The sequence below is a fragment of the Paenibacillus sp. CMM36 genome (assembly GCF_053570945.1).
Genome location: NZ_JBSEDY010000009.1, coordinates 124,361 through 146,711, shown reverse-complemented (window position 1 = coordinate 146,711; position 22,351 = coordinate 124,361). Strand labels below are relative to the sequence as shown.

Annotated in this window: 21 protein-coding genes; all 21 read left to right on the top strand. The window is 45.1% G+C overall.

Features of this window, described 5'->3' with window-relative positions:
* Nucleotides 1–176 precede the first annotated feature (176 nt).
* Nucleotides 177–1,520, top strand: coding sequence for an aminotransferase-like domain-containing protein (locus ACWA2B_RS18275; RefSeq protein WP_254325250.1), 1,344 nt, complete (start codon nucleotides 177–179; stop codon nucleotides 1,518–1,520).
* A gap of 162 nt (nucleotides 1,521–1,682) precedes the next feature.
* Nucleotides 1,683–2,042 (top strand): histidine triad nucleotide-binding protein, encoded by a 360-nt coding sequence (locus ACWA2B_RS18270; RefSeq protein WP_025722131.1) that lies wholly within the window; start codon nucleotides 1,683–1,685, stop codon nucleotides 2,040–2,042.
* Between the two features lie 171 nt (nucleotides 2,043–2,213).
* Nucleotides 2,214–2,387 carry a 30S ribosomal protein S21 gene (gene rpsU, locus ACWA2B_RS18265; protein WP_005547957.1) on the top strand — a complete coding sequence of 58 codons (174 nt, stop codon included), beginning with the start codon at nucleotides 2,214–2,216 and terminating at the stop codon, nucleotides 2,385–2,387.
* 16 nt (nucleotides 2,388–2,403) lie between these two features.
* On the top strand, nucleotides 2,404–2,847 hold the full coding sequence (locus ACWA2B_RS18260; protein ID WP_013311146.1) for a GatB/YqeY domain-containing protein: 444 nt from the start codon (nucleotides 2,404–2,406) through the stop codon (nucleotides 2,845–2,847).
* A gap of 279 nt (nucleotides 2,848–3,126) precedes the next feature.
* Complete coding sequence (locus ACWA2B_RS18255; protein ID WP_340885948.1) at nucleotides 3,127–4,494, top strand: NfeD family protein; 1,368 nt, start codon at nucleotides 3,127–3,129, stop codon at nucleotides 4,492–4,494.
* A 43-nt stretch (nucleotides 4,495–4,537) separates the two neighbouring features.
* Complete coding sequence (floA, locus tag ACWA2B_RS18250; protein WP_029517799.1) at nucleotides 4,538–5,539, top strand: flotillin-like protein FloA; 1,002 nt, start codon at nucleotides 4,538–4,540, stop codon at nucleotides 5,537–5,539.
* A gap of 44 nt (nucleotides 5,540–5,583) precedes the next feature.
* Nucleotides 5,584–6,162 carry a hypothetical protein gene (locus ACWA2B_RS18245; RefSeq protein ID WP_340932677.1) on the top strand — a complete coding sequence of 193 codons (579 nt, stop codon included), beginning with the start codon at nucleotides 5,584–5,586 and terminating at the stop codon, nucleotides 6,160–6,162.
* Nucleotides 6,163–6,583: 421 nt separating this feature from the next.
* Nucleotides 6,584–7,993: an amino acid permease gene (locus ACWA2B_RS18240; protein WP_029517797.1), complete on the top strand. Its 1,410-nt coding sequence runs from the start codon at nucleotides 6,584–6,586 to the stop codon at nucleotides 7,991–7,993.
* A 380-nt stretch (nucleotides 7,994–8,373) separates the two neighbouring features.
* Nucleotides 8,374–8,667, top strand: a complete 294-nt coding sequence (yqfC, locus tag ACWA2B_RS18235) for a sporulation protein YqfC (protein ID WP_029517796.1) — start codon at nucleotides 8,374–8,376, stop codon at nucleotides 8,665–8,667.
* Nucleotides 8,664–9,857: a sporulation protein YqfD gene (gene yqfD, locus ACWA2B_RS18230; protein WP_449292485.1), complete on the top strand. Its 1,194-nt coding sequence runs from the start codon at nucleotides 8,664–8,666 to the stop codon at nucleotides 9,855–9,857. Before yqfC ends, yqfD begins: the two co-directional genes overlap by 4 nt.
* Before the next feature lie 6 nt (nucleotides 9,858–9,863).
* Nucleotides 9,864–10,835, top strand: a complete 972-nt coding sequence (locus ACWA2B_RS18225) for a PhoH family protein (RefSeq protein ID WP_029517794.1) — start codon at nucleotides 9,864–9,866, stop codon at nucleotides 10,833–10,835.
* Between the two features lie 95 nt (nucleotides 10,836–10,930).
* Nucleotides 10,931–13,177, top strand: coding sequence for an HD family phosphohydrolase (locus tag ACWA2B_RS18220; RefSeq protein WP_449292484.1), 2,247 nt, complete (start codon nucleotides 10,931–10,933; stop codon nucleotides 13,175–13,177).
* Between the two features lie 55 nt (nucleotides 13,178–13,232).
* Nucleotides 13,233–13,730, top strand: coding sequence for an rRNA maturation RNase YbeY (ybeY, locus tag ACWA2B_RS18215; RefSeq protein ID WP_029517792.1), 498 nt, complete (start codon nucleotides 13,233–13,235; stop codon nucleotides 13,728–13,730).
* Entirely contained in the window at nucleotides 13,730–14,104 is a 375-nt protein-coding gene (locus tag ACWA2B_RS18210; RefSeq protein ID WP_025722122.1) for a diacylglycerol kinase family protein, read from the top strand. The genes ybeY and ACWA2B_RS18210 overlap by 1 nt, the downstream gene beginning before the upstream one ends.
* A gap of 49 nt (nucleotides 14,105–14,153) precedes the next feature.
* Entirely contained in the window at nucleotides 14,154–15,056 is a 903-nt protein-coding gene (gene era / locus ACWA2B_RS18205) for a GTPase Era (protein WP_449292483.1), read from the top strand.
* 508 nt (nucleotides 15,057–15,564) lie between these two features.
* Nucleotides 15,565–15,702: a YqzL family protein gene (locus tag ACWA2B_RS18200; protein WP_449292482.1), complete on the top strand. Its 138-nt coding sequence runs from the start codon at nucleotides 15,565–15,567 to the stop codon at nucleotides 15,700–15,702.
* Between the two features lie 42 nt (nucleotides 15,703–15,744).
* Nucleotides 15,745–16,497: a DNA repair protein RecO gene (recO, locus tag ACWA2B_RS18195; RefSeq protein WP_013311133.1), complete on the top strand. Its 753-nt coding sequence runs from the start codon at nucleotides 15,745–15,747 to the stop codon at nucleotides 16,495–16,497.
* 404 nt (nucleotides 16,498–16,901) lie between these two features.
* A complete protein-coding gene (gene glyQ / locus ACWA2B_RS18190; RefSeq protein WP_023989480.1) occupies nucleotides 16,902–17,789 on the top strand; it encodes a glycine--tRNA ligase subunit alpha in 888 nt (295 codons plus the stop codon).
* Nucleotides 17,782–19,857, top strand: a complete 2,076-nt coding sequence (gene glyS, locus ACWA2B_RS18185) for a glycine--tRNA ligase subunit beta (protein ID WP_165149036.1) — start codon at nucleotides 17,782–17,784, stop codon at nucleotides 19,855–19,857. Before glyQ ends, glyS begins: the two co-directional genes overlap by 8 nt.
* 115 nt (nucleotides 19,858–19,972) lie before the next feature.
* Nucleotides 19,973–20,449, top strand: coding sequence for a YaiI/YqxD family protein (locus ACWA2B_RS18180; protein WP_029517787.1), 477 nt, complete (start codon nucleotides 19,973–19,975; stop codon nucleotides 20,447–20,449).
* Nucleotides 20,442–22,316 carry a DNA primase gene (gene dnaG / locus ACWA2B_RS18175; RefSeq protein WP_029517786.1) on the top strand — a complete coding sequence of 625 codons (1,875 nt, stop codon included), beginning with the start codon at nucleotides 20,442–20,444 and terminating at the stop codon, nucleotides 22,314–22,316. Before ACWA2B_RS18180 ends, dnaG begins: the two co-directional genes overlap by 8 nt.
* Nucleotides 22,317–22,351: the final 35 nt, after the last annotated feature.

The window sequence follows — 22,351 nt, the reverse complement described above, 5'->3', positions numbered from 1 at the left end:
AACCATCCCAAATATGATCCAATAATTGAAACTGTATCAGTACAGTTCAATGAAATAAGGTATCCTGTTTATCCATAAACCATGGTAACATCTAGCGTGAAAGAAACATAAGACGGAATAAGCATGTAATGAAATGAGCATTTAATGAGTATGTAAAGAGCAGGTGGGTGGATATTGTGAAAAAATATGTATCAATTTTATTGGATATAGAGCTTAAAATTCGCGAGGGACAATATAAATCAGGTTACAAGCTACCGTCGGTCCGTGAGGCTTCAGAATTATACAGGTGCAGCAAAAGCACGATTTTGCGGGCATACGCTGAACTTGAAAAGAAACACGCCATCTATTCCATACCGCAAAGTGGATACTATGTAGTGGAAAATTCGGGCGATTTACACCATAGCCATATGCAAGACTTCGTTGATTTTGCTTCGGCCTCCCCGGATTTAAATGTATTCCCTTATCTGGATTTCCAACATTGTTTGAATCAGGCTATTGACACCTACAAATATCATCTGTTCACTTATGGCGATTCGCAAGGACTGGAAACACTGCGTCATACGTTGGTTTCCCATTTAGCTGATACTCAGGTGTTTGCAAAAATGGATCGGATTATCGTTACTTCGGGTGTTCAGCAGGCATTGGAGATACTCGCTAAAATGCCGTTTCCCAATGGCAAAGAAAAGGTTTTGGTCGAGCAGCCAAGTTACGATATATATTTGCGTTTTCTGGAGGAAGAGAACATACCCGTCAGTACCATCGTCCGGACAGCGGAAGGTATGGATTTTCACGAATTGGAGAATCAATTTAAGAACGAGAGCATCAAGTTTTTTTATACCATGTCAAGATATCATAATCCATTAGGAGTCTCTTACAACACAGAGGAGCGAAAAGCGATAGCTGCCTTAGCCGCCAAATATGATGTGTACATCGTAGAAGATGACTATATGGCAGATTTGGGGGCCGATCATCTGTTTGATCCCATTTATGCATACGACCAGACGGACCATGTTATTTATTTGAAAAGCTTCTCGAAAATCATTTTCCCCGGCTTGCGATTAGGAGTTGCGGTATTGCCAGAAGCCCTATTGAAGACGTTTAATACCTATAAAAGATATGTCGACACATCTATTTTGTCTCAGGCGGCGCTTGATATTTATATTAAAAATGGAATGTATGAACGCCACAAGCACACGATATGCAAACTGTATTCGGAGCGCGTTCGTGCTCTTAACAAGGCTGTGGAACGATACAATCAGGCCGGATACGTTCAGACTTCAGCTGTAACCTCAGGAGTTTATATGCAGTTTAAACTGCCTCGGACGGTGAATTTGGAACGCTTGGTACAGTGTCTTTCCGCCAGGAACATCCAGGTTGTAGCTGGCAAAGGCTTTTATTTATCAGGCTATAGGGAACAAGAGAAGTTTTTGCGCATAAGTATTTCGCGCGCGCAGTTGGATCAAATTGATGCAGGGGTGAAAGCTATTATAGAGGAAGTTAGTAAGGGAAACTGGTATTAAGACCCTTTTTCCGTTATGATACATATAGAAACATAAGTATAACCAAACATGGCTGTATATGTTTCTATTCAGTGTGGGAAATACATAACTTTGAATGCCGAGAGCAAGGGCTGTTTATGCCTATTTACTTATGATCGGCTCACTGCCAAAGGAGGGTTTTGAATGGACGATCTGTTTTTGAAAATTGTGGATGGAACCATCCCCAGCAAAAAGGTGTTGGAAACCGACAATGTGCTCGCATTTCATGACATCCAGCCTGCGGCGCCAGTACACGTGCTCATTATTCCCAAAAAATATATTCCTTCGATGAACGCTGTGACGGAGGAAGATCTTCCTCTTATCGCGGAGATTCATCGTGTTGCGGTTGAGGTTGCGAAAAAGTTAGGAATCGCTGAGTCTGGCTATCGGTTGATTAACAACTGTGGCCCGGATAGTGGACAAGCGGTGGGGCATCTGCATTATCACTTACTGGGCGGCGCCAAATTGGGTGCTTTGACAGGTATTTCGGACTCACATTCTTAAAAAATGACAGAGCTTGTCTTTTCAGTAATACGGAAGTGAATGGAGAAAGATGGCCCTTTATGTATTCATTTTTTCTTATAGGTTGACACCTGGTTTCCGTTTCACCTATAATAAAATTTGATGAACCGTGTTATTGCTCTTGGACGGTCTGGTCGGAGGGAGGGAAAACTGGTGTCTGAAACTAAAGTTCGCAAAAACGAGACAATTGATGCTGCACTTCGTCGCTTTAAACGTTCCATTGCTAAGGATGGCGTATTGGCTGAGGTGAAGAAACGCAAGCATTATGAAAAGCCAAGCGTAAAGCGCAAGAAAAAGTCCGAGGCTGCTCGTAAGAGAAAGTTCTAGGAGGATCTAAGCAATCATGAATTTGAGCGAACGATTGAACGAAGATATGAAGCAAGCAATGAAGAGTAAGGACAAGTTCAAACTCTCCACCATTCGAATGGTTCGTTCTACGATTAAAAATCTTGAAATAGATTTGAAACGGGATTTGGACGACAACGAAGTGCTTGATATTCTGAGTCGTGAGATCAAACAGCGAAAAGATGCCCTCCATGAATTTGAAAAAGCCGGTCGTGATGAACTTGCGACAAGCACTAAAGCAGAAATAGAGATCATCGCTCAGTACCTTCCCGAACAACTTTCTGAGGAAGAAATTAAAGTTATTGTACAGCAGACCATCCAGGAAACCGGTGCTTCTTCGAAAGCCGAGATGGGGAAAGTAATGACGGCCTTGATGCCTAAGGTAAAAGGCCGCGCTGACGGTAAGCTCGTGAACCAAGCGGTTCAGCAATTTCTGCAATAAACCTGCGACAAACAGGAAAACACAACACCCTCTGTTTACAGAGGGTGTTATTTCTATATATGCGATGCTTGCCATAGGATGTAATGATGAGAAGATTCTTATATGTAAGCGCTATTGTTAATTATGTGAAACGTGATGTTCATTGGGTGCGTAAAGTATTTGGCAGCCGTCAGGATTAGCAATATACCCAATAATTTCACATTAAATCCTGAAAACTGTATAGTTTGTCTAACAAAGTTTGGTATGCTGTAACATAGAGAGATCGAAAGGGGGAGAGAAATGCATAGAGAACATCGCCACTCCAGTCGCAAATGGATCCTTTTAACGTTGTGGATTATGGTATCCGTTTTGCTGTTGCCCTTAGTTCATTCCGAATCAGCGGCGGCCCAAACTAAAGGCGGAGCTGTGTTTGTTATACCAGTCGATCAGGAAATTGAGCATGGTCTGGGCAAATTTATGGAACGTGGATTTGCAGAAGCAGCAGATTCCAAAGCAGGTCTGATTTTACTGGATATTAACACTCCCGGTGGACGGGTAGATACAGCGGAGAAGCTGGGCAAACTGATTAAAGACAGTCCAATTCCGACCGTAGCCTATATAAGGGGCGAAGCGGCCTCAGCGGGTAGCTATATTGCGTTGAGCGCAAACAAGATTGTTATGAAACCGGGGAGTATTATCGGAGCAGCAGCGTTAGTAGACGGCGGGGGGCAGGCTATCACAGATCCAAAAACGATAGCCTGGTGGAAGAGTAGCATGGCATCTGCCGCAGAAGCTGGCGGACGTAATCCGGATATTGCCAGAGGTATGGTTGACTCTAAAACGACCATATCTATTCCTGAGATGAACTTTAACAAGGAAAATGGTCAGATCATTTCTTTAACCAGTGAGGAAGCGCTGAAGTTGGGTTATGCGGATCACATCGCGTCTTCCGAACAAGAGGTTATTCAGTGGATGGGTTACAGCACGGATGATGTCATCCATGTGGAGCGAACATGGGCTGAAAAAGCAGCCGAGATATTGACCAACCCAATTGTACAGACGTTGCTTTTATTTATCGGTATCGCAGGTATTGTTATTGAGTTGATCGTACCCGGTTTTGGTGTACCGGGAATTTTGGGCATACTCGGATTTGGTTTGTATTTTTTCGGCAATTATATCGCTGGTTTTGCAGGTTCGGAGACGTGGTTGTTGTTTATTATCGGTCTGGCTCTGCTTATACTTGAAATGTTCATCCCGAGTTTTGGTATTTTGGGCATTCTGGGTTCCGTCAGCCTTGTCGCCGGAGTTGTTCGTGCAGCATACAACATGCAGCATGCGTTTATATCTTTGGGCATTGCCTTTGCAGCTGCGGTTGCCGTGGTAGCGATCATCGCGGTTGTATTCAAGGACCGAGGGATATGGAACCGTTTTATACTTAAAGAAAGTTTAACGGCTGAACAAGGTTTTTCTTCAGTTGTGAACCGGGAAATGCTATTAGGTCAAAGGGGTGTCAGTCTGACTCCACTTCGTCCAGCCGGAACGGTGCTGATCGCTGATGAGCGAGTCGATGTTGTAACGAACGGCGAGTTTATTGCTACAGATATGCCGATTATAGTATCCAAAGTAGAAGGCGGGCGAATTGTGGTCAAGGCAGACACTAGCGTCTAAACAAGCAAATAACAAAGAATTAGATTAATGGAGGATGATGCGAGTGTTCGAATCGGGTATTGTCAGCGTTTTGCTGATTGCCGTTGTAGTGATTATTGTATTGAGCGTATTTTTTAGTTTCTTCCCGGTGATGCTGTGGATTTCAGCATTGGCTTCGGGTGTGCGCATTGGCATCATTACGCTGGTAGCTATGCGCTTACGGCGCGTCACGCCAAGCCGAATTGTCAATCCGCTCATTAAGGCAACCAAGGCGGGTCTGGGCTTGAACATCAACCAGCTGGAAAGCCACTTTCTCGCAGGAGGGAATGTAGACCGAGTGATCAATGCGTTGATTGCTGCGCAGCGTGCTAACATTCCGCTTGAGTTTGAACGTGCGGCAGCGATTGATCTTGCTGGACGGGATGTTCTGCAAGCGGTCCAAATGAGCGTTAATCCGCGTGTTATTGAGACACCTATTGTTGCTGCGGTCGCCAAGGATGGTATTGAAGTGAAGGTTAAAGCTCGTGTTACGGTGCGTGCCAACATTGATCGACTTGTTGGGGGGGCTGGAGAAGAAACGATTATTGCACGGGTCGGTGAAGGTATTGTTACGACCGTAGGTTCCAGTAACTCGCATAAGGACGTGCTGGAGAACCCGGATTCAATTTCAAGAACCGTATTGTCCAAAGGTTTGGATGCCGGGACAGCATTTGAAATCCTGTCCATTGATATTGCGGACGTTGATGTAGGTAAAAATATCGGTGCTTTTCTGCAAACAGAGCAGGCGGAAGCCGACAAACGTATTGCGCAGGCAAAAGCGGAAGAGCGGCGTGCGATGGCTGTAGCGCAGGAGCAGGAAATGAAGGCACGTGTTGTAGAAATGAGAGCACGCGTGGTGGAATCCGAATCCGAAGTACCGCTGGCAATGGCTGAAGCGCTACGCGGCGGGAAGCTTGGTGTCATGGACTATATGAATTTGAAAAATATTGAGGCGGATACGCAAATGCGTGGCTCCTTAGGCAAACCGAATGAGAACTCGGGGAATGACAACAAAAACCGGGATTAATAACGGGACATAGCCGATGAATTACGGCAGCTAGGTGGTGAGTAATGAACTTTATCAGCTGGATCTTTGAACATTTGTATATCCTGATCGTGATTGGCTTTGCTTTGGTGTCTTTTTTGGGGAAAAGCATCCAAGGTACAGGGCGGAAATCACCGCCGCGAAAAGGTATGCCTACCTTTGGTGGTGATCATGGTTCTCGTGGGCCCTCGACGTCATCCGGACCCTTCACAATGGAACATGGGCAAGAGCAACGTCAGCAGGATATTGCTGGAGAGCTGCAACGTCAATTTCCTAATGAACGACGGACGGTTATGGAAGCTCGTCGCATAGAAGAAATGGGCGATCGGCCGGAAACGGAAGAACGAATGAACCGGGATTCATTAGATAACGGTTCGACTCTAGAGGATCGGATCCGTGCTATGGAAGAAGAACGAAAAATGGTTTTAGCCCGTCTCGATCGTATATCCAATGCGAGGGAGTCAGGGGAAATTACAGATGCGCCAGAGATAGCTTCGCAAGACCGTAATACGGTGGATACGGCTGATCTGCGCAGAGGTGTGATTTGGGCAGAAATATTAGGTCCTCCACGTTCCAAGCGCTACATGGGTGGAGGAAGACGTTAAAATGATAGTGGATCCGTCACGGCTTTGGCTGTGGCGGATCTTTTTTTGTGATGCTTTAGGAATACATAACCATGCTCGGAATAAAAAGTGAATTAACGACAAATGCTCTAATTACCTGACAACGAATGTGATAATCCCTTGTGTGCTCTAGCTTTCTCACATTTGTTGTCATCTAAAATGGTGGCATTTTGTCTAATTTAGCGCCTCATTTATGAAAATATATTCCTGAAAAATGATCAGATGTAACAATATGAATGGAGCTTTCCGAAAGCAGTTTTCATTTTTTCTTTTTTATATATAATGTTCTCAATGATAGATACTTATGAAATTCAATCCAATTTTACCTAAAATTTTATTTATATCGAGGTGATACAACAAGGTTATAAAAATGGAAAAATTAATTTTTAGGAGGATGGGATCGATGGGAAATAGCTTGTTTAGAAAGAAGAGCATTGATCAGTTGATTGCCGCTACGCGAGGGGAAAAAGCACTCAAAAGGGAGCTGGGTGCGTTTGATTTAACGATGCTTGGAATTGGAGCCATTATCGGAACGGGAATTTTTGTGTTGACAGGTACAGGAGCAGTTACGGCTGGTCCAGGCTTAGTTCTTTCTTTTGTGATTGCGGGACTCGCGTGTTTATTCGCAGCATTGGCTTATGCGGAGTTTGCATCCACCGTTCCAGTATCCGGTTCTGTTTACACTTTTACATATGCTACGATGGGGGAGCTATTGGCCTTTATTATTGGATGGGATTTAATTTTGGAATACATGCTGGCAGCCAGCGCCGTTTCCGCAGGTTGGTCGGGTTACTTTGTATCATTTTTGAACGGAATTGGCCTTCACATTCCGCTTGAATTCACTGCTGCACCGGGGGCTTTGAAAGACCAAACTACTTATTTTAATCTCCCAGCTTTTTTAATTTTGATGGGTATCACGTTCTTGCTTTATTTAGGGATAAAAGAATCAAAACGGATAAACAACATCATGGTAATCATAAAAATTGTTGTTATTTTATTATTTATCATCGTTGCTTTTAAATATGTGAAGCCAGATAACTGGACACCGTTTATGCCGTTTGGGTTCAGTGGGGTGTTTGGAGCCGCAGCTCTTGTGTTTTTTTCTTTTATTGGTTTTGATGCTGTTTCATCGGCGGCTGAAGAAACTAAAAATCCCACTACTGATTTACCGCGAGGCATTATTTTCTCACTCATTATTTGTACGTTTTTGTATGTCATTGTTAGCGCGATTATGACTGGTATAGTACCGTTTATGCAATTTGAAGGTATCTCTCACCCCGTGTCATTGGTATTGCAGGTTGCGGGCCAGAACTGGGTTGCAGGTATTGTAGATATAGGAGCCATCTTAGGGATGACAACGGTCATGCTGGTAATGCTCTATGGTCAAACTCGTATTATGTTTGCTATGTCACGTGACGGCTTAGTCCCCAAAGTATTATCCAAGGTTCATTCCAAATACAAAACGCCCTACATTAACACGTTGTTTTTCGGCACTTTATCTGCATTAATGGGTGGACTGATTCCGCTGGATGAGTTAGCAAGTTTGGTGAACATTGGAACCTTGTCAGCATTTATTCTGATTTCGGTCGCCGTTATCGTTATGAGAAAAACACAACCTGACTTGCCAAGGGCCTTCCGATGTCCTGGAGTTCCGTATATCCCGATCCTGGCTATCGTTTCATGTGGGGTGCTCATTCTTAATTTGAATGGCCAGACATTTATTCGCTTTATTATTTGGCTTGTCATTGGTATGGCTGTTTACTTCTTATACTCTAGAAAAAACTCTCTTTTAAATCGAGATAGCGAAAAATAACCGTGTCATTTAATGAAATTCAAAAAAGACAACCTTTGTTTTCAATATGAAAATGAGGTTGTCTTTTTTGTTGTGAATTTTGAAAGGACACATCTTTTTCCTCTGCAATATAGTAGCTACTACGAATTGTAAGTTTAGCCTCATAAATGCCGCGACTGGATCATAAAATGTACAGTACAGATATCTGTGGCACTGGTGTAATGGTGTTCACTGATCATAAGAATATAAGATGGAAAGCCAGCAGCGTAGCTGCCTTGAAACATCTATGGGTACCGGATGGCAATAACAGAAGATGAAAAAATAGCAGCGTGCTGTCATCAAAACAACTCTAAGCCGTTGGATAACAAATATTTTGATGACAGGAAGGGAGATTTCGCCGTATGAGCAGGATGAGCCGCAAACTGCGAAAGTGGGCCAGCGAGACGCTGGAGCTTCCGCAGGACATTCTATTTGACCTGCCGCGGTTAACCCTCATCGGCAGCCGTCAGCTTTATGTGGAGAATCACCGGGGCGTGGTGGATTTCACGCCGGATCAGCTCGTACTTGCACTTGCGCAAGGCAGGCTGAGGGTGTCGGGCCATGATCTAGTCATTACGTCTATTCTGCCAGAGCAGGTAAGTGTGGAGGGACATATAACGGATATCCAAATGGAAGGAACGGAGGAAGGCTCGTGAAACATCCTGCTTTAGCAAAGCTGCGTGGTACGGTTACCCTTGCTATCAAGGGCGAAAGTGTGGAAGCTTTCATTAATTTACTCACCGATCACCATATACCTGTGTGGAACGTGCGGCCGATGGGTACTAGACATGCAGAAATGAACCTTCTGCTGCCGCACGTCTTCCTCCTACGCCCGCTTTTGAGAAGGACAGGCTGTAAAATGCATGTTCTGAAGCGGCAAGGGCTTCCCTTTACTGCTGTACGACTTGCCAAACGTAAATTTTTCCTGGCTGGATTGGCTTTGTTCTGGATAGGTCTTCTGCTGATGTCTTCGCTTATCTGGGACATTGAAGTAAAGGGGAATGATAAGCTATCGACGGAATCTGTTCTCAAAGCCGCTCGACAGGAGGGCCTGTATCCATTTCAATGGAGCTTTCGTCTATCCAGTCAAGACAAGCTTTCACGTGCGCTCATGCAGAAGCTTCCAGAGGCATCCTGGATCGGTGTGGAAAAGCAGGGTACTTTGGTGACGATTCAGGTTGTTGAAGCTTCACAGCCTACCCCTGCGCCGCTCTACAGCCCTCGTCATATCATTAGTAAGGCAGATGCGGTAGTTACTGAAATTTTTGCCGAGCAGGGTCGTCCTGTCGTGCATAAAAATACGCGTGTCAAAAAAGGAGCCATCCTCATCTCTGGAACGCTTGGAGATGAGGAGAACCAACAGCAGGTCGTAGCCAAAGGAGAGGTTAAGGGTCTTGTATGGCATGAATACGAAATTAGCAGTCCCACGGTGCAACGCAGCAGCACGTATACAGGTATCAGTCATGACCGCTTGTATCTGGTCCTAGGCAACCGTGCGATACAATTGTGGGGATATGGGAAAATACCTTATTCTACACATAAAACAACAGTTGAACATGATCCGCTAACATGGCGTTCCTACAAACTTCCGGTGGGTTGGATGACCGAAAGTGTGAGGGAGACAAAGATACAGGAGCAGAAGCTTACGGAAGCAGAAGCGAAAATGTCAGGTTTAGAAGGCGCGCGAGCTGATATTTTAGCTAAATACGGCAAAGGAACGAAAATAATGAGCCAAAAAATTTTGCATGAGAAGAGAGAGAATGGTAAAGTTTATATGAAAGTGCTTTTTGAAGTGGAGCAGGATATTGCGGAAGAACTTCCGTTAGTTCATAACCAAGGAGAATGAGGCTATTTGGCAGAACAACAACGCAGCATACAAATTGCATTGAACAATGCGGGAGAAGGACAGGCGTTATTTGGCCCGCAGGATTCCTTTTTGAAATTAATCGAAGCAGCTATTCCCGCAAAAATAGCATCTCGTGAGGCAGAAGTTAATGTTTTTGGTAATGCTCACGAGGTGGAAGTGCTCGAACAATTGTTCGACGTATTACTCCAGTTAATTCGCAATGGGTATATACTGACCGAAAGGGATGTCCATTATGCGATTGAACTGGCAAAAGATTTGCGCGCTGATCAGCTGCTCGATTTGTTCAAGGGTGAAATTACGACGACGTTCCGGGGTAAACCGATTCGCGTCAAAACGATTGGACAAAAGCACTATGTAACCACGATTAAGAAACGCGATATTGTATTTGGAATTGGCCCGGCGGGTACTGGTAAAACCTATCTGGCTGTAGTGCTGGCCGTAGCTGCCCTGAAGGAAGGTTCAGTCAAGCGCATTGTACTGACTCGTCCTGCGGTGGAAGCAGGTGAAAATTTAGGTTTTTTACCAGGGGATTTACAGGAAAAGGTTGATCCGTATTTACGCCCATTGTATGATGCCCTATACGATGTGATGGGCCCAGAGCAGACTGCAAAGGCACTGGAGCGCGGATTAATAGAAATTGCACCTTTGGCTTATATGCGGGGACGTACGCTGGATGACTCTTTTATTATTTTGGACGAAGCGCAAAACACTACACCCGAGCAAATGAAAATGTTTTTGACTCGACTTGGCTTTGGCTCCAAAATGGTCATTACCGGCGATGTTACGCAAATTGATTTGCCTCGTGGCAAAAAATCCGGTCTGATTGAAGCGAATGCGATTTTACAAGGGATTGAGGAAATAGGCTTTGTCCAGTTTGCAGAAGAGGATGTTGTCCGTCATTCCCTGGTACAGAAAATTATTGTTGCTTATGACCGAGTTGCCGAAAATCAAGGATAGTCATTCAATCACGAGTATGCCGTGTACGACCAGAAAAAGTATAAAATGAGCAGTGTAGCTGCCTTGAAAAAGATGATGGAGAGGGATTGTTTTAGATGACCTCGAAGGAATTATCTAAAGGGAAAACGTTCCAGCATAGAATGAATGGATGGAAGTATAGCGTGGTGACACGCTATCTTCTGTTTTTATTTTTGGTGGTTCTTTTTTATGTAGGCTTTGCGTCCAAGCTGCTTCCCGAGCGTTATGATATTCGGGTAAATCAACCGAGTGAAAAGGAAATTGTCGCCCCGATGCAGCTTCCTAACAGTAAGGCGACTTTGAAGGCTCAAGAGGAATCAGCTGAACGTGTGCAGCCCATGTATACCATTGTGCCCGTTCGCAACGATAACCTGATTACTGGTATTTTGGATCGAATTGAACGGCTCAATCAGGATGACCAGGTCTCCAGAGCAGATAAGATTTCGATTTATAAGGATGAGATTCCGCAACGTGCACGGGAATTTGTACAAAATTTTGTGAATAACAGCCGTAATGCGGATGCCTACCCAGATAAGTTGCTGGATGAAGTGCTGGAAAAAACGAAAGAGCAAACGTACCGAATTCCAGAGGAGACATTCATTAAAATTCCGCGCCTTACATCTGAGGATATTGCTGAAATGCGGCCTGTTGCCCGTGAGATTGTGACAGGGTTGATGAATGATCAAATTACGGATGCTCAGACAGCCCGAGCGAAAGTAGCTGAGCGGGTTAGTACAAGCTCGCTTACTAAGCGTACTTCACGGGAGGTTGTTCAGGAACTTGCAAGGCTTGTGATTACCGCCAACAAGTTTTATGATGATACAGCTACGAAGGACGCAAAGGTACAGGCTCGTGAAGATACACCGACAGTTTACATTAAACAGGGTGAAGTACTCGTCAAGAAGGGTGAGATTATTACCCAGGAAATCTATACACTGCTTGATGAAAATGAATTGCTCAAGGATAAAATCAATTATTGGCCACAATTTGGACTGCTGATGTTGTCTATGATGCTGGCATTGGGCCTGTTTATGTATATTCGTCAATTTCAATCACGAACACGAAACTTCAAGTATAATAATGCGCAGTTGCTCATGCTAGTATTAATCTTTGTGATAACAGTTGGAGCAATGATGTTAATTTCCATACTGCAGAACAATGAACGTTCCTATCTCGGCTATCTGGCGCCTATCGCGCTTGGAGCTATGCTCGTAACGCTGTTGCTTGATATGTCGTTGGCTTTCGTATGTGCCGTTATATTCAGTATATTGGCAAGTGTTATTTTGAATGTCCGTCAGGGACAAATTTTCGACTTTAATTTTGGATTTTTTGCTATTGTGGTCTGTCTGGCAGCGATTTTCTCTACTCATCGAGCCAGCCAGCGTTCAACACTGTTCAAAGGGGCGATTATGGTATGCCTGTTCGGTGCCCTGTCTGTTTTTTCTCTGGCACTGATTGACCAAGGGAATTGGACTCAAACGACGACGCTCTATGGGGTAGCTTTTGCTTTTGCAGGTGGTCTGATAACAGCAATACTTGTTATTGGGCTAATGCCATTTTTTGAGTCTACCTTTGGTATCTTGTCGGCACTGAAGCTTGTTGAGCTGTCAAATCCCAATCATCCATTGCTCCGCAAGCTGCTTACGGAGACACCGGGAACGTATCATCATAGTGTAATGGTGGGTAATCTGTCAGAGGCCGCAGCGGAGGCTATAGGGGCAAACGGCTTGTTGTGCCGGGTTGGTTCGTATTATCATGATATTGGTAAAACCAAGAGGCCTTCGTACTTCATTGAAAATCAAAATGGGTTGGAAAATCCACATGATAGAATAGAGCCCAAGCTGAGCAAATCCATCATTATCGCCCATGCTCGTGACGGCGTGGAAATGCAATTGGATTACAAGCTACCCAAGCCCATTCGCGACATTGCCGAGCAGCACCACGGAACGACATTCTTACACTATTTTTATCACAAGGCGTTGCGCGAAGCTGAAGAGCGGGGGGTGGAGCCTGACTTCACGGAGGATGATTTCCGTTATCCGGGACCGAAGGCTCAGTCTAAAGAGTCTGCTGTGGTGGGAATTGCTGATAGCGTGGAGGCAGCAGTTCGTTCCTTACGGAAGCCGACAGTGGAACAAGTGGAATCCATGATTGAGAAAATTATTAAGAGCCGTCTTGATGATCACCAATTCAACGACTGCGAGCTGACCATGCGGGAGCTTGATATCGTGGCTCAAACCCTCAAGGAAACAGTAATGGGGATTTTTCATTCCCGTATTGAGTATCCGGAGGAAAGGCCCAAGTCTGAAAACGGAAAAGCTTAATATAACTTGTGCATGAAGTACGGTTAGAGCACTAGAATTAAAAGGAGCGGTTGGCATGGGCCTTCAATTAGCTTGGAATAATGAACAAAACGATATGGTAATTAACGAATCCTTGATTACGCTGCTGAACACCTTATTAGAGGAGGCAGGCAAAGTGGAAGGAGTCACTGACGGTGAGGTAGCCCTTACCTTCGTTAATGATGAGCAAATTCATGAGTTGAACAGGGACTATCGGGGAATTGATCGTCCCACCGATGTGTTGTCTTTTGCTATGAAGGAAACACTGGATGAAGAGCTTGAAATTATTTACGAACCGAATGATGAAAATTCATTGAATGATGTACCTGATGTTTTGGGGGATATTATAATCTCTGTACAAACAGCGCAAGCTCAGAGTGAAGAATACGGACATTCGATTGAGCGTGAAATCGGTTTTTTGTTTGTTCACGGCTTTCTTCATCTGTTAGGCTATGATCATCAGGATGATGTGAGTGAAGCTGAAATGATGGGCAAACAGGAAGCTGTACTGGCTCAAGCGGGGTTGACAAGGTAATGAGACGTCAGCCTTGGAGAATGACTTTTCGCTATGCGGCAGAAGGCGTGATGTACGCTCTGCGTACGCAAGTAAATATGCGGATACATGTGGCCGTGGCGCTCCTTGTCATTGTAGCAGGCTTAACTCTGCACATCTCCCGGCTCGACTGGTTATTCGTCTGCGTGGCTATCGCTATAGTCATTGTAGCCGAACTGTTCAACACCGCTGTTGAAGCAGCGGTGGATCTCATCTCACCTGATATTCATCCGCTGGCCAAAGCGGCTAAAGACACCGCCGCCGGAGCCGTGCTCCTGGCAGCGGTTTTTGCTGTAATTATTGGTATATTTGTGTTTTATAGGCCTATGTTGACGTTAATTAGTTCGCTGTTTTAATGGAAAAACCCAAATAAAATAGGTGCTTAATCGCGCTGGAGGAAATGAAATGGCTAAGAAACACTTTAAATCAGGCTTTGTCGCAATTGTTGGCAGACCTAATGTCGGAAAATCAACACTGATGAACCACGTCATTGGGCAGAAGATCGCCATTATGTCAGACAAGCCACAAACTACACGCAACAAAATTCACGGCGTATTTACTACAGAGGACACGCAAATTGTATTTTTGGATACACCCGGGATTCATAAGCGTCAGTCAAAATTAGGCGATTACATGAATCAGACTGCTTTTAATACGTTGGGTGAAGTAGAAGCGGTACTTTTTCTTATTGACGCTGCTGAAGGTCTAGGCGGTGGCGACCGTTTTATTACGGAACAGCTTAAACAAGTAAAAACGCCAGTTATTTTGGTGCTGAATAAAATTGATCGTATTGAGCCAGAAGCATTGTTACCCCTGATTGAGCAGTATCGCAAGTTGTACGACTTTGCAGAAATCGTACCCATCTCGGCCAAAATGGGCAACAATGTAAACACCCTGCTGGAGCAGGTGCAAAAATACTTACCAGAAGGTCCGCAATATTATCCGGATGATCAAATTACCGATCATCCAGAACAGTTTGTCATTGCCGAGCTGGTGCGTGAAAAAATTCTGCATATGACACGTGAGGAAGTACCCCATTCTATTGCGGTTATGATTGAAGATATGAAAGTGCAGGATAATGGTGTAGTGCATATTATGGCTGTTATTTTTGTAGAACGTGACTCCCAGAAGGGGATTATTATCGGCAAACAGGGAGCCATGCTCAAAGAAGTGGGCAAACAGGCACGCCAGGATATCCAAAACCTGTTAGGCTCCAAGATTTTCCTGGAACTTTGGGTTAAGGTCAAAAAAGACTGGCGCAACCAGGAACGCGTCCTTCGTGACCTTGGCTTTCATCGCGACGCTTAAAAACAGAACTCGATTCTACGTCACTTTAGTTCAAGGGTTTATTGAGGTTAAAAATTGATATTAAATAAATATGTATAGTTGTAGTAAGCATCATAAAAAAGCCGTCCCGATCTCTTGGCTGAGATAGTAATAGTCTCCTGATCATTTAAAGCGCCGCGTATGTGCGGCGCTTAACTTCTTGCTCTTTTTATCCTTTTCTTCCAGCGATGAAATAGGTGTGCTTTAAAAAAGGCCTTGTATGCACGATGTAGCGGAGCGAAGGATTTGAATCTGAAGAAGCGATAGCGTTCGCCTTTACCCCCGAATTTAACCCTTTGTATGTTTTACATTCAAATAAATTCGGGGGTAACAGCGATCGTAAGATCAAATCATTTGCGAAGCGTATTCCATTCTACATACAGCAGCCTTTTTTAACGCAATCCATTTATTTCATCGCATACTTCCCTTCTCTTCGCATCATCCTAATTTTGAGATGCAAACGTCATTTCCGAAGAGAGGATGAATACGATTGCGAGATTTTTCGTGGAAGTATTTTGCGATGACTGGAGATGTCGGTGCGTATCTGTTATACCGGGAGAGCGCCTTGACAAGGGAGCAAGATACGGATGAAGGAGAGTCGGACGAGCATGAAGAAGCCCGTGAATAGTACAAGCCACTGGCTTCTTCGCGAATGTTTGGGGGAAGAGGCATGCTTTACAGGGTGGAAGGAATCGTCATCCGCAGCATGGATTACGGTGAGGGGAACAAAATTATTACGCTTTGCACCGAAAGCGGAGGTAAAGCAGGCGTGCTGGTCAGAGGTGCAAAAAAGTCCAAAAGCCGTCACGCTGCTTTAACGCAGCCGTTTACGTACGGTGAATTCGTTTTTTTTCGAAACACAGGCTTAGGCACGTTGAATGCCGGTGAAATCATCCAATCCCACCATACATTACGCGAGGATATTACTAAGGCTGCTTACGCTTCTTATGCTTGTGAATTACTCGATCGGGTGTTACAGGATGAGGAAACAGGTGCGTTCTGGTTTAAGCAGCTAAAAGCATGTTTGGAGGCGCTGGAGAGTGGCAAAGATCCGCTGATCGTCATGAGTATTTATGAATTTAAAATATTGCAGGCGGCCGGATATGCTCCTCAGCTTGATGCATGTATTTCAAGTGGTCAACAATGTGCTGATGAGGATATGTTCGTCAGTCCGAGGCTGGGCGGAGTTTTGTGTCGGAGCTACAAGCATTTTGATCCAGCTGCATTAAGCGTGACTCCACGTACACTGAAGTTGCTGCGCTTGTTCGCCAGAATGGATTTGAATCGGCTCGGCAACATTGACGTGAAGGACTCCACTAAGCTGGAGATCAAACATGTCATGCGTCAGTTCATGGATATGCAGTTGGAGGTCAAGCTAAAATCCCGCAATTTTTTGGATCAGCTCGACAAGTACGATATGTGAAACGCCCTATTCTCTTGACTGTATTGCTGAAACCGTGTAATATCCTACTATATATCTCCTTCGGGAGCAGATGCATTGAACGAGAAAGTAGCGGGATGTATTCTCTGTTATTAGCGAGTTGGGGACGGTGTAAGCCCAGCGGGAATTCTTCGTGAACAAGGCACTCGGGAGCGTCTGATTGGACACGGAAAAGAGGATTACGATCTGATTGGTGATATAGGATCGCAATCAAGTAGGGTGGAACCGCGGGAGTCAGCTCTCGTCCCTACGTCTGTACAGGCGTAGAGGCGGGGGCTTTTTGCTGTCTCTAACAAGGCTCTTGAGATAAAATAGCCCTGTACATACGAGCTTAAATGAGAAGAAATCACCAACATTTGAGGGAATTGGAAAGGGAGCGTGTACCAATGAATTTTCAGCAGATGATTTTAACGCTGCAACAATTTTGGGCTGAACACAACTGTATTATTGTACAGCCGTATGACACGGAAAAAGGGGCAGGCACGATGAACCCGATGACGTATTTACGTTCGATCGGACCTGAGCCGTGGAATGTAGCTTATGTTGAGCCTTCTCGTCGTCCGTCAGACGGACGTTATGGTGAGAACCCAAATCGCCTGTATCAGCATCATCAGTTCCAAGTAGTTTTGAAGCCTTCGCCGGATAACATTCAGGAATTGTATTTGGAGAGTTTGAGCCGTTTAGGCATTAACCCTCTGGAGCATGATATTCGTTTCGTTGAAGACAACTGGGAAGCACCGACGTTGGGAGCGTGGGGCTTAGGTTGGGAAGTATGGCTGGACGGTATGGAAATTACCCAGTTTACCTATTTCCAGCAAGTGGGCGGTATTGATGCCAGTCCGGTTGCCGTAGAAATCACGTACGGTATGGAGCGTCTTGCTTCCTACATCCAGGACAAGGAGAATGTGTTCGATTTGGAGTGGGTCAACGGAATCACGTACGGTGATGTCTTCCACCAGCCTGAATTTGAGCATTCCAAGTATACGTTCGAAGTATCTGACGTCAAAATGCTCTTTACTCTTTTCAATATGTACGAAGAAGAGGCAAATAAAGCGATGGCGCAGCATCTTGTATTTCCAGCCTATGATTATGTGCTGAAATGTTCTCATGCGTTCAACTTGCTGGACGCTCGCGGAGCGATCAGTGTGACGGAACGGACTGGGTTTATTATACGAGTGCGTAATTTGGCGCGTCAGGTGGCTGCGACCTATCTGGAGGAGCGCGAGAAGCTGGGCTTCCCGCTGTTGAAGAAAGGAGGTGCGGCAAATGTCTAAGGATTTATTGTTTGAGATCGGATTGGAAGAAGTCCCTGCACGTTTTATCCCGAATGCGATTCAGCAGTTGAAGCAGCGTATGACGGCGTGGCTTGACAGCTCGCGTATTGCTTATGGTGCTGTAGAGGCTTATGCTACACCTCGCCGTTTGGCGGTACTTGTGAAGGAAGTAGCGGAGAAGCAAGAAGATATTAACGAAGAGGTTAAAGGTCCTTCCCGCAAAATCGCACTAGACGAAGCTGGTAACTGGAGCAAGGCTGCACTGGGCTTTGCTCGCAGCCAAGGTGTTGATCCTGAACAGTTCACGTTCAAGGAGCTTGGAGGCGTGGAATATATTTACGCAACTAAGAGCAGCATAGGTGTTCCAACGGCGGATGTACTGTCCGAAGGTTTATTGCACATTTTACATGCCATGACATTCCCTAAATTTATGCGCTGGGCGAGTTATGACTTTAAATTTGTTCGTCCGATCCGCTGGTTGATTGCCTTGTTTGGTAACGATATTGTTAATTTGGAGATTGCCGGCGTGCAGTCAGGAAATGTGACAAGAGGGCATCGTTTCCTGGGACAGGATGCCGTAGTAGAAAGTCCAGCCGACTATGTTGAAGTGCTTCGCAAGCAGCATGTCATTGTGGACATTGAGGAACGTCAATCGCTTATCGTGAAGCAGATTGAAGCGCTGGCTGCCGAAAAAGATTGGACGATTGCGGTAAAAGATGATTTGCTGGAAGAAGTGCTGTATTTGGTGGAAACCCCAACAGTACTGTTCGGAGGTTTTGATCCTGCGTTCCTGAACATTCCGAAGGATGTACTCATTACTTCCATGCGTGAACATCAACGCTATTTTCCAGTGCTGGATCGCACAGGAGAGCTACTGCCATATTTTGTTACGGTACGTAACGGAGGAAGTCAATCGCTGGAAGTCATTGCTAAAGGGAATGAAAAAGTATTGCGTGCGCGGCTGTCTGATGCCAAATTCTTTTATGAAGAAGATCAGAAGCTGGAAATTAAGGATGCACTCTCCAAACTGGAAAGTATCATCTTCCACGAAGAGCTGGGAACGGTTGGAGACAAAGTGCGCCGGATCCGCCGTATTGCTGATGCTCTGGCAGAGAAGCTTCGCGTTTCTCCAGATACACAGGAATCGGTTAGTCGAGCAGCGGATATTTGTAAATTTGACCTGGTAACACAAATGGTATATGAGTTCCCGGAACTGCAAGGTGTGATGGGTGAGGATTATGCTCGTAAGGCTGGAGAGAAGGAAGAAGTGGCAAGAGCGGTGTTTGAGCATTACCAGCCGCGTTATGCAGGAGAAACGGTTCCTTCAACGAATGCTGGAGCGATTGTAAGTATCGCAGACAAGATAGATACTATTACAGGCTGCTTCTCCATCGGTATTATTCCAACAGGTTCACAGGACCCTTACGCGCTTCGTCGCCAGGCAGCAGGTATTGTGCAGATTTTGTTGGATCGTAAGCTTTCAGCTACGTTGTCTGATGTGTTCAATATCGCGCTCGATGTGCACGGCAATCTTGGAAATATGAAACGTTCCGCGGATGAAATACGTAAAGAATTACATGAGTTTTTTGGATTACGCGTGAAGAAACTATTGTCTGAGACACTTCGTTATGACGTTGTGGATGCTGTGCTTGCAGCTGGATATGACGACGTTGCTTCCGTTGTTAACCGTGGAGCTGCGTTAATGACTGCCGTACAAACAGGTGAGGTATTCAAAGCAACAGTTGAGTCCTTTAATCGTGTAGGTAATCTGGCTGCTAAAGCAGTGCATAAATCAGTTAATACGGGTGAGTTTACGGAACAAGGCGAAAAAACGCTTTACGAAGCATGGTATAGCGCTTATGAATCTTACAGCGTAGCTTTACAGGAAGGTGATGCGACACGGGCGTTAGCGCTAGCTTCATCCATTACCCCTGCGGTAACGGCGTTCTTTGATTCCGTTATGGTTATGGCTGAGGATGACGCTGTTCGTAATAATCGTTTGGCATTGCTGGCTGTTATTGACTCAGAACTGAAGTGTTTTGCCGATTTTTCCAAGCTTGTAGTTTAAACGTCAGTTGTGGTAGTATGAACAACTTGAAAAAATGGGTATAAATATACGGAACGGTGTAAGAGTAATCTTGCAGCCGTTCCGTATTTTACTCGAATGCGGATGGGGGATGCTTATGGGGGGAACCGGAACTTTACTGGGTGTGAGGATCGTTGTTGACGGGGACGCTTGTCCTGTTAAAAGTGAAATTGCGGAGATAGCTTCCCGTTTTCATATTGAGGTTATTATGGTATCTTCATATGATCATCTCATTCAGGGCAGCAAAGGTGTAAGCGTCGTTAAAGTAGACCGAAGCGACCAAAGTGCCGATCTCTATATTGCCAATCATATCCGCCGCGGAGATATTGTAACCACCAATGATTATGGTCTTGCTGCACTTGCCTTGGCAAAAGGTTGTGAAGTGATGTCTTTTCGCGGAGCTATGTATCGAAACGATTCGATAGATTTCATGCTTGACCGACGTCATACTTCTGCCAAAGAACGGAAAAAGGGACGTTATGGAAAAGGCCCTAAACCGTTTTCATTAGAGGATCGTGAAGTTTTTCAACATAAACTGACAAAACTTTTACTTCGCTTGCAGGAGAATGAGTAACGGTATCGAATTATATTTACGTGCTAAAGAGATGAAGGTGGTTAATATGAGTGCCGGACAAGGTAACATACCGGACGATATCATTGAGTCAGTTTTACAACATCATGATATTGTAGATACGGTAAGCAAGTACGTGCATTTGACCAAGCAGGGGAAATATATGAAAGGCCTCTGTCCTTTTCATTCCGAAAAAACCCCTTCATTCACCGTGACACCGGATCGTCAGATTTTTTACTGCTACGGCTGCGGCGCGGGAGGCAATGCCATCAAGTTTATGATGGAAATCGAAGGACTATCCTTTCCCGAAGCTGTCAGGACAATGGCAGAAGAAAGTCATATCCCGCTCGGCGAATGGCAGGGACGTGATTCATCGCATCAGCATCCTGAGTTGGACAGGCTGTTGCAAGCGTATGAGTTAACTTCTAAGATGTACCATTTTTTGCTTAAAAATACGGAGCACGGCAAACCAGCTATGGAATACTTGCGCTCACGAGGATTCAGTGACAAGATCATTGATCAATTTCAAATTGGCTATGCACCCAACCGATGGGATACGATCGTTCAGTTTCTGGATAAGCGTTCTTTTGATCCCGTGGAGATGGAAAAGGGAGGGCTTATTTCTCCCCGGCATGAGGGTGATGGATATGTGGATCGATTCAGAGATCGTATCATGTTTCCCATTTGGAATCGCAACGGAAAAGTCATTGCCTTTGCAGGCCGTATACTTGGTGAGGGACAGCCGAAGTATTTGAATTCACCGGAGACCAAGCTATTCAATAAGAGCCGAACGCTGTACAATCTCCATCATGCTAAAACCTCAATTCGCAAGCTTCGCCAAAGTGTTCTTTTTGAAGGCTACGGTGATGTCATCTCGGCATGGGAAGCTGGCGTACAAAATGGGGTGGCCGCCATGGGCACTGCTCTAACAGAGCACCATGCTACGATGTTAAAAGGACTGTGCGACGAGGTCATTATTTGTTATGATGGTGACCGGGCAGGACAAGCTGCTGCGCTTAAAAATTTTCCGCTGTTGGAAAATGCGGGGCTTCACGTGAAAGTAGCGCTGGTCAGTGACGGTATGGACCCGGATGATTTTATCCGGCAATACGGCGGCGAACGATTCCAGCGCCAAATTATCGAAAGTGCCGTTTCAACGGTGAAATTTAAGCTTATATATCTGAAAAAAAACCATATACTGCAAGAGGAAGAAGGAAGAATCGCGTATTCCCGCGAAGCATTAAATGTCATTGCACCTCTGTCATCCCCGACCGAGCGGGAAGTGTATCTGCGCGAAGTGTCAGCCGAAGTCAAGGTGGATTTTGAAACCTTGAAGCAAGAATGCAATTTACTGCGTCAATCCCTGCAAAAAAAACAGAACTTTGGGGATAATAACGAAAATGGGTGGAATAATGGTAGGCATAAAAAAGGGCAGGTCTCCACACCTAATCTGTTGCCGGCTTACCATGTGGCTGAACGCAGACTGCTTCACTGGATGATGCAGGATTTAGAAGCTGCAGAGTATGTAGAAAAGCATCTGGGCGACGCCTTTAATATTGAGGATCATGCAGCAATTGCTGCTTATCTATATGCCTATTACGCGCAAGGGAAGTTACCGGATACAAGCCGTTTTATTTCATCTTTGCAAGACGACCGACTGGAGAAGAACGTAAGTTCGATCATGATGATGGATGCTCCAGGCGTATGGGCACCGCACATTTTGGATGATTATATTCATCAAGTGCGAAAATTTCCATTGCAGGAGCAACTGGATTTGAAGAGGGAAGAAATGAGAGCCGCTGAGCGCTTAGGTGACTTTCTGCGCGCAGCACAAATTGCAAGTGAGATTATAGCCCTAGAGAGACAATGAACACACAGAGGTCGGATGTTTCTAGGGAGGAGGGA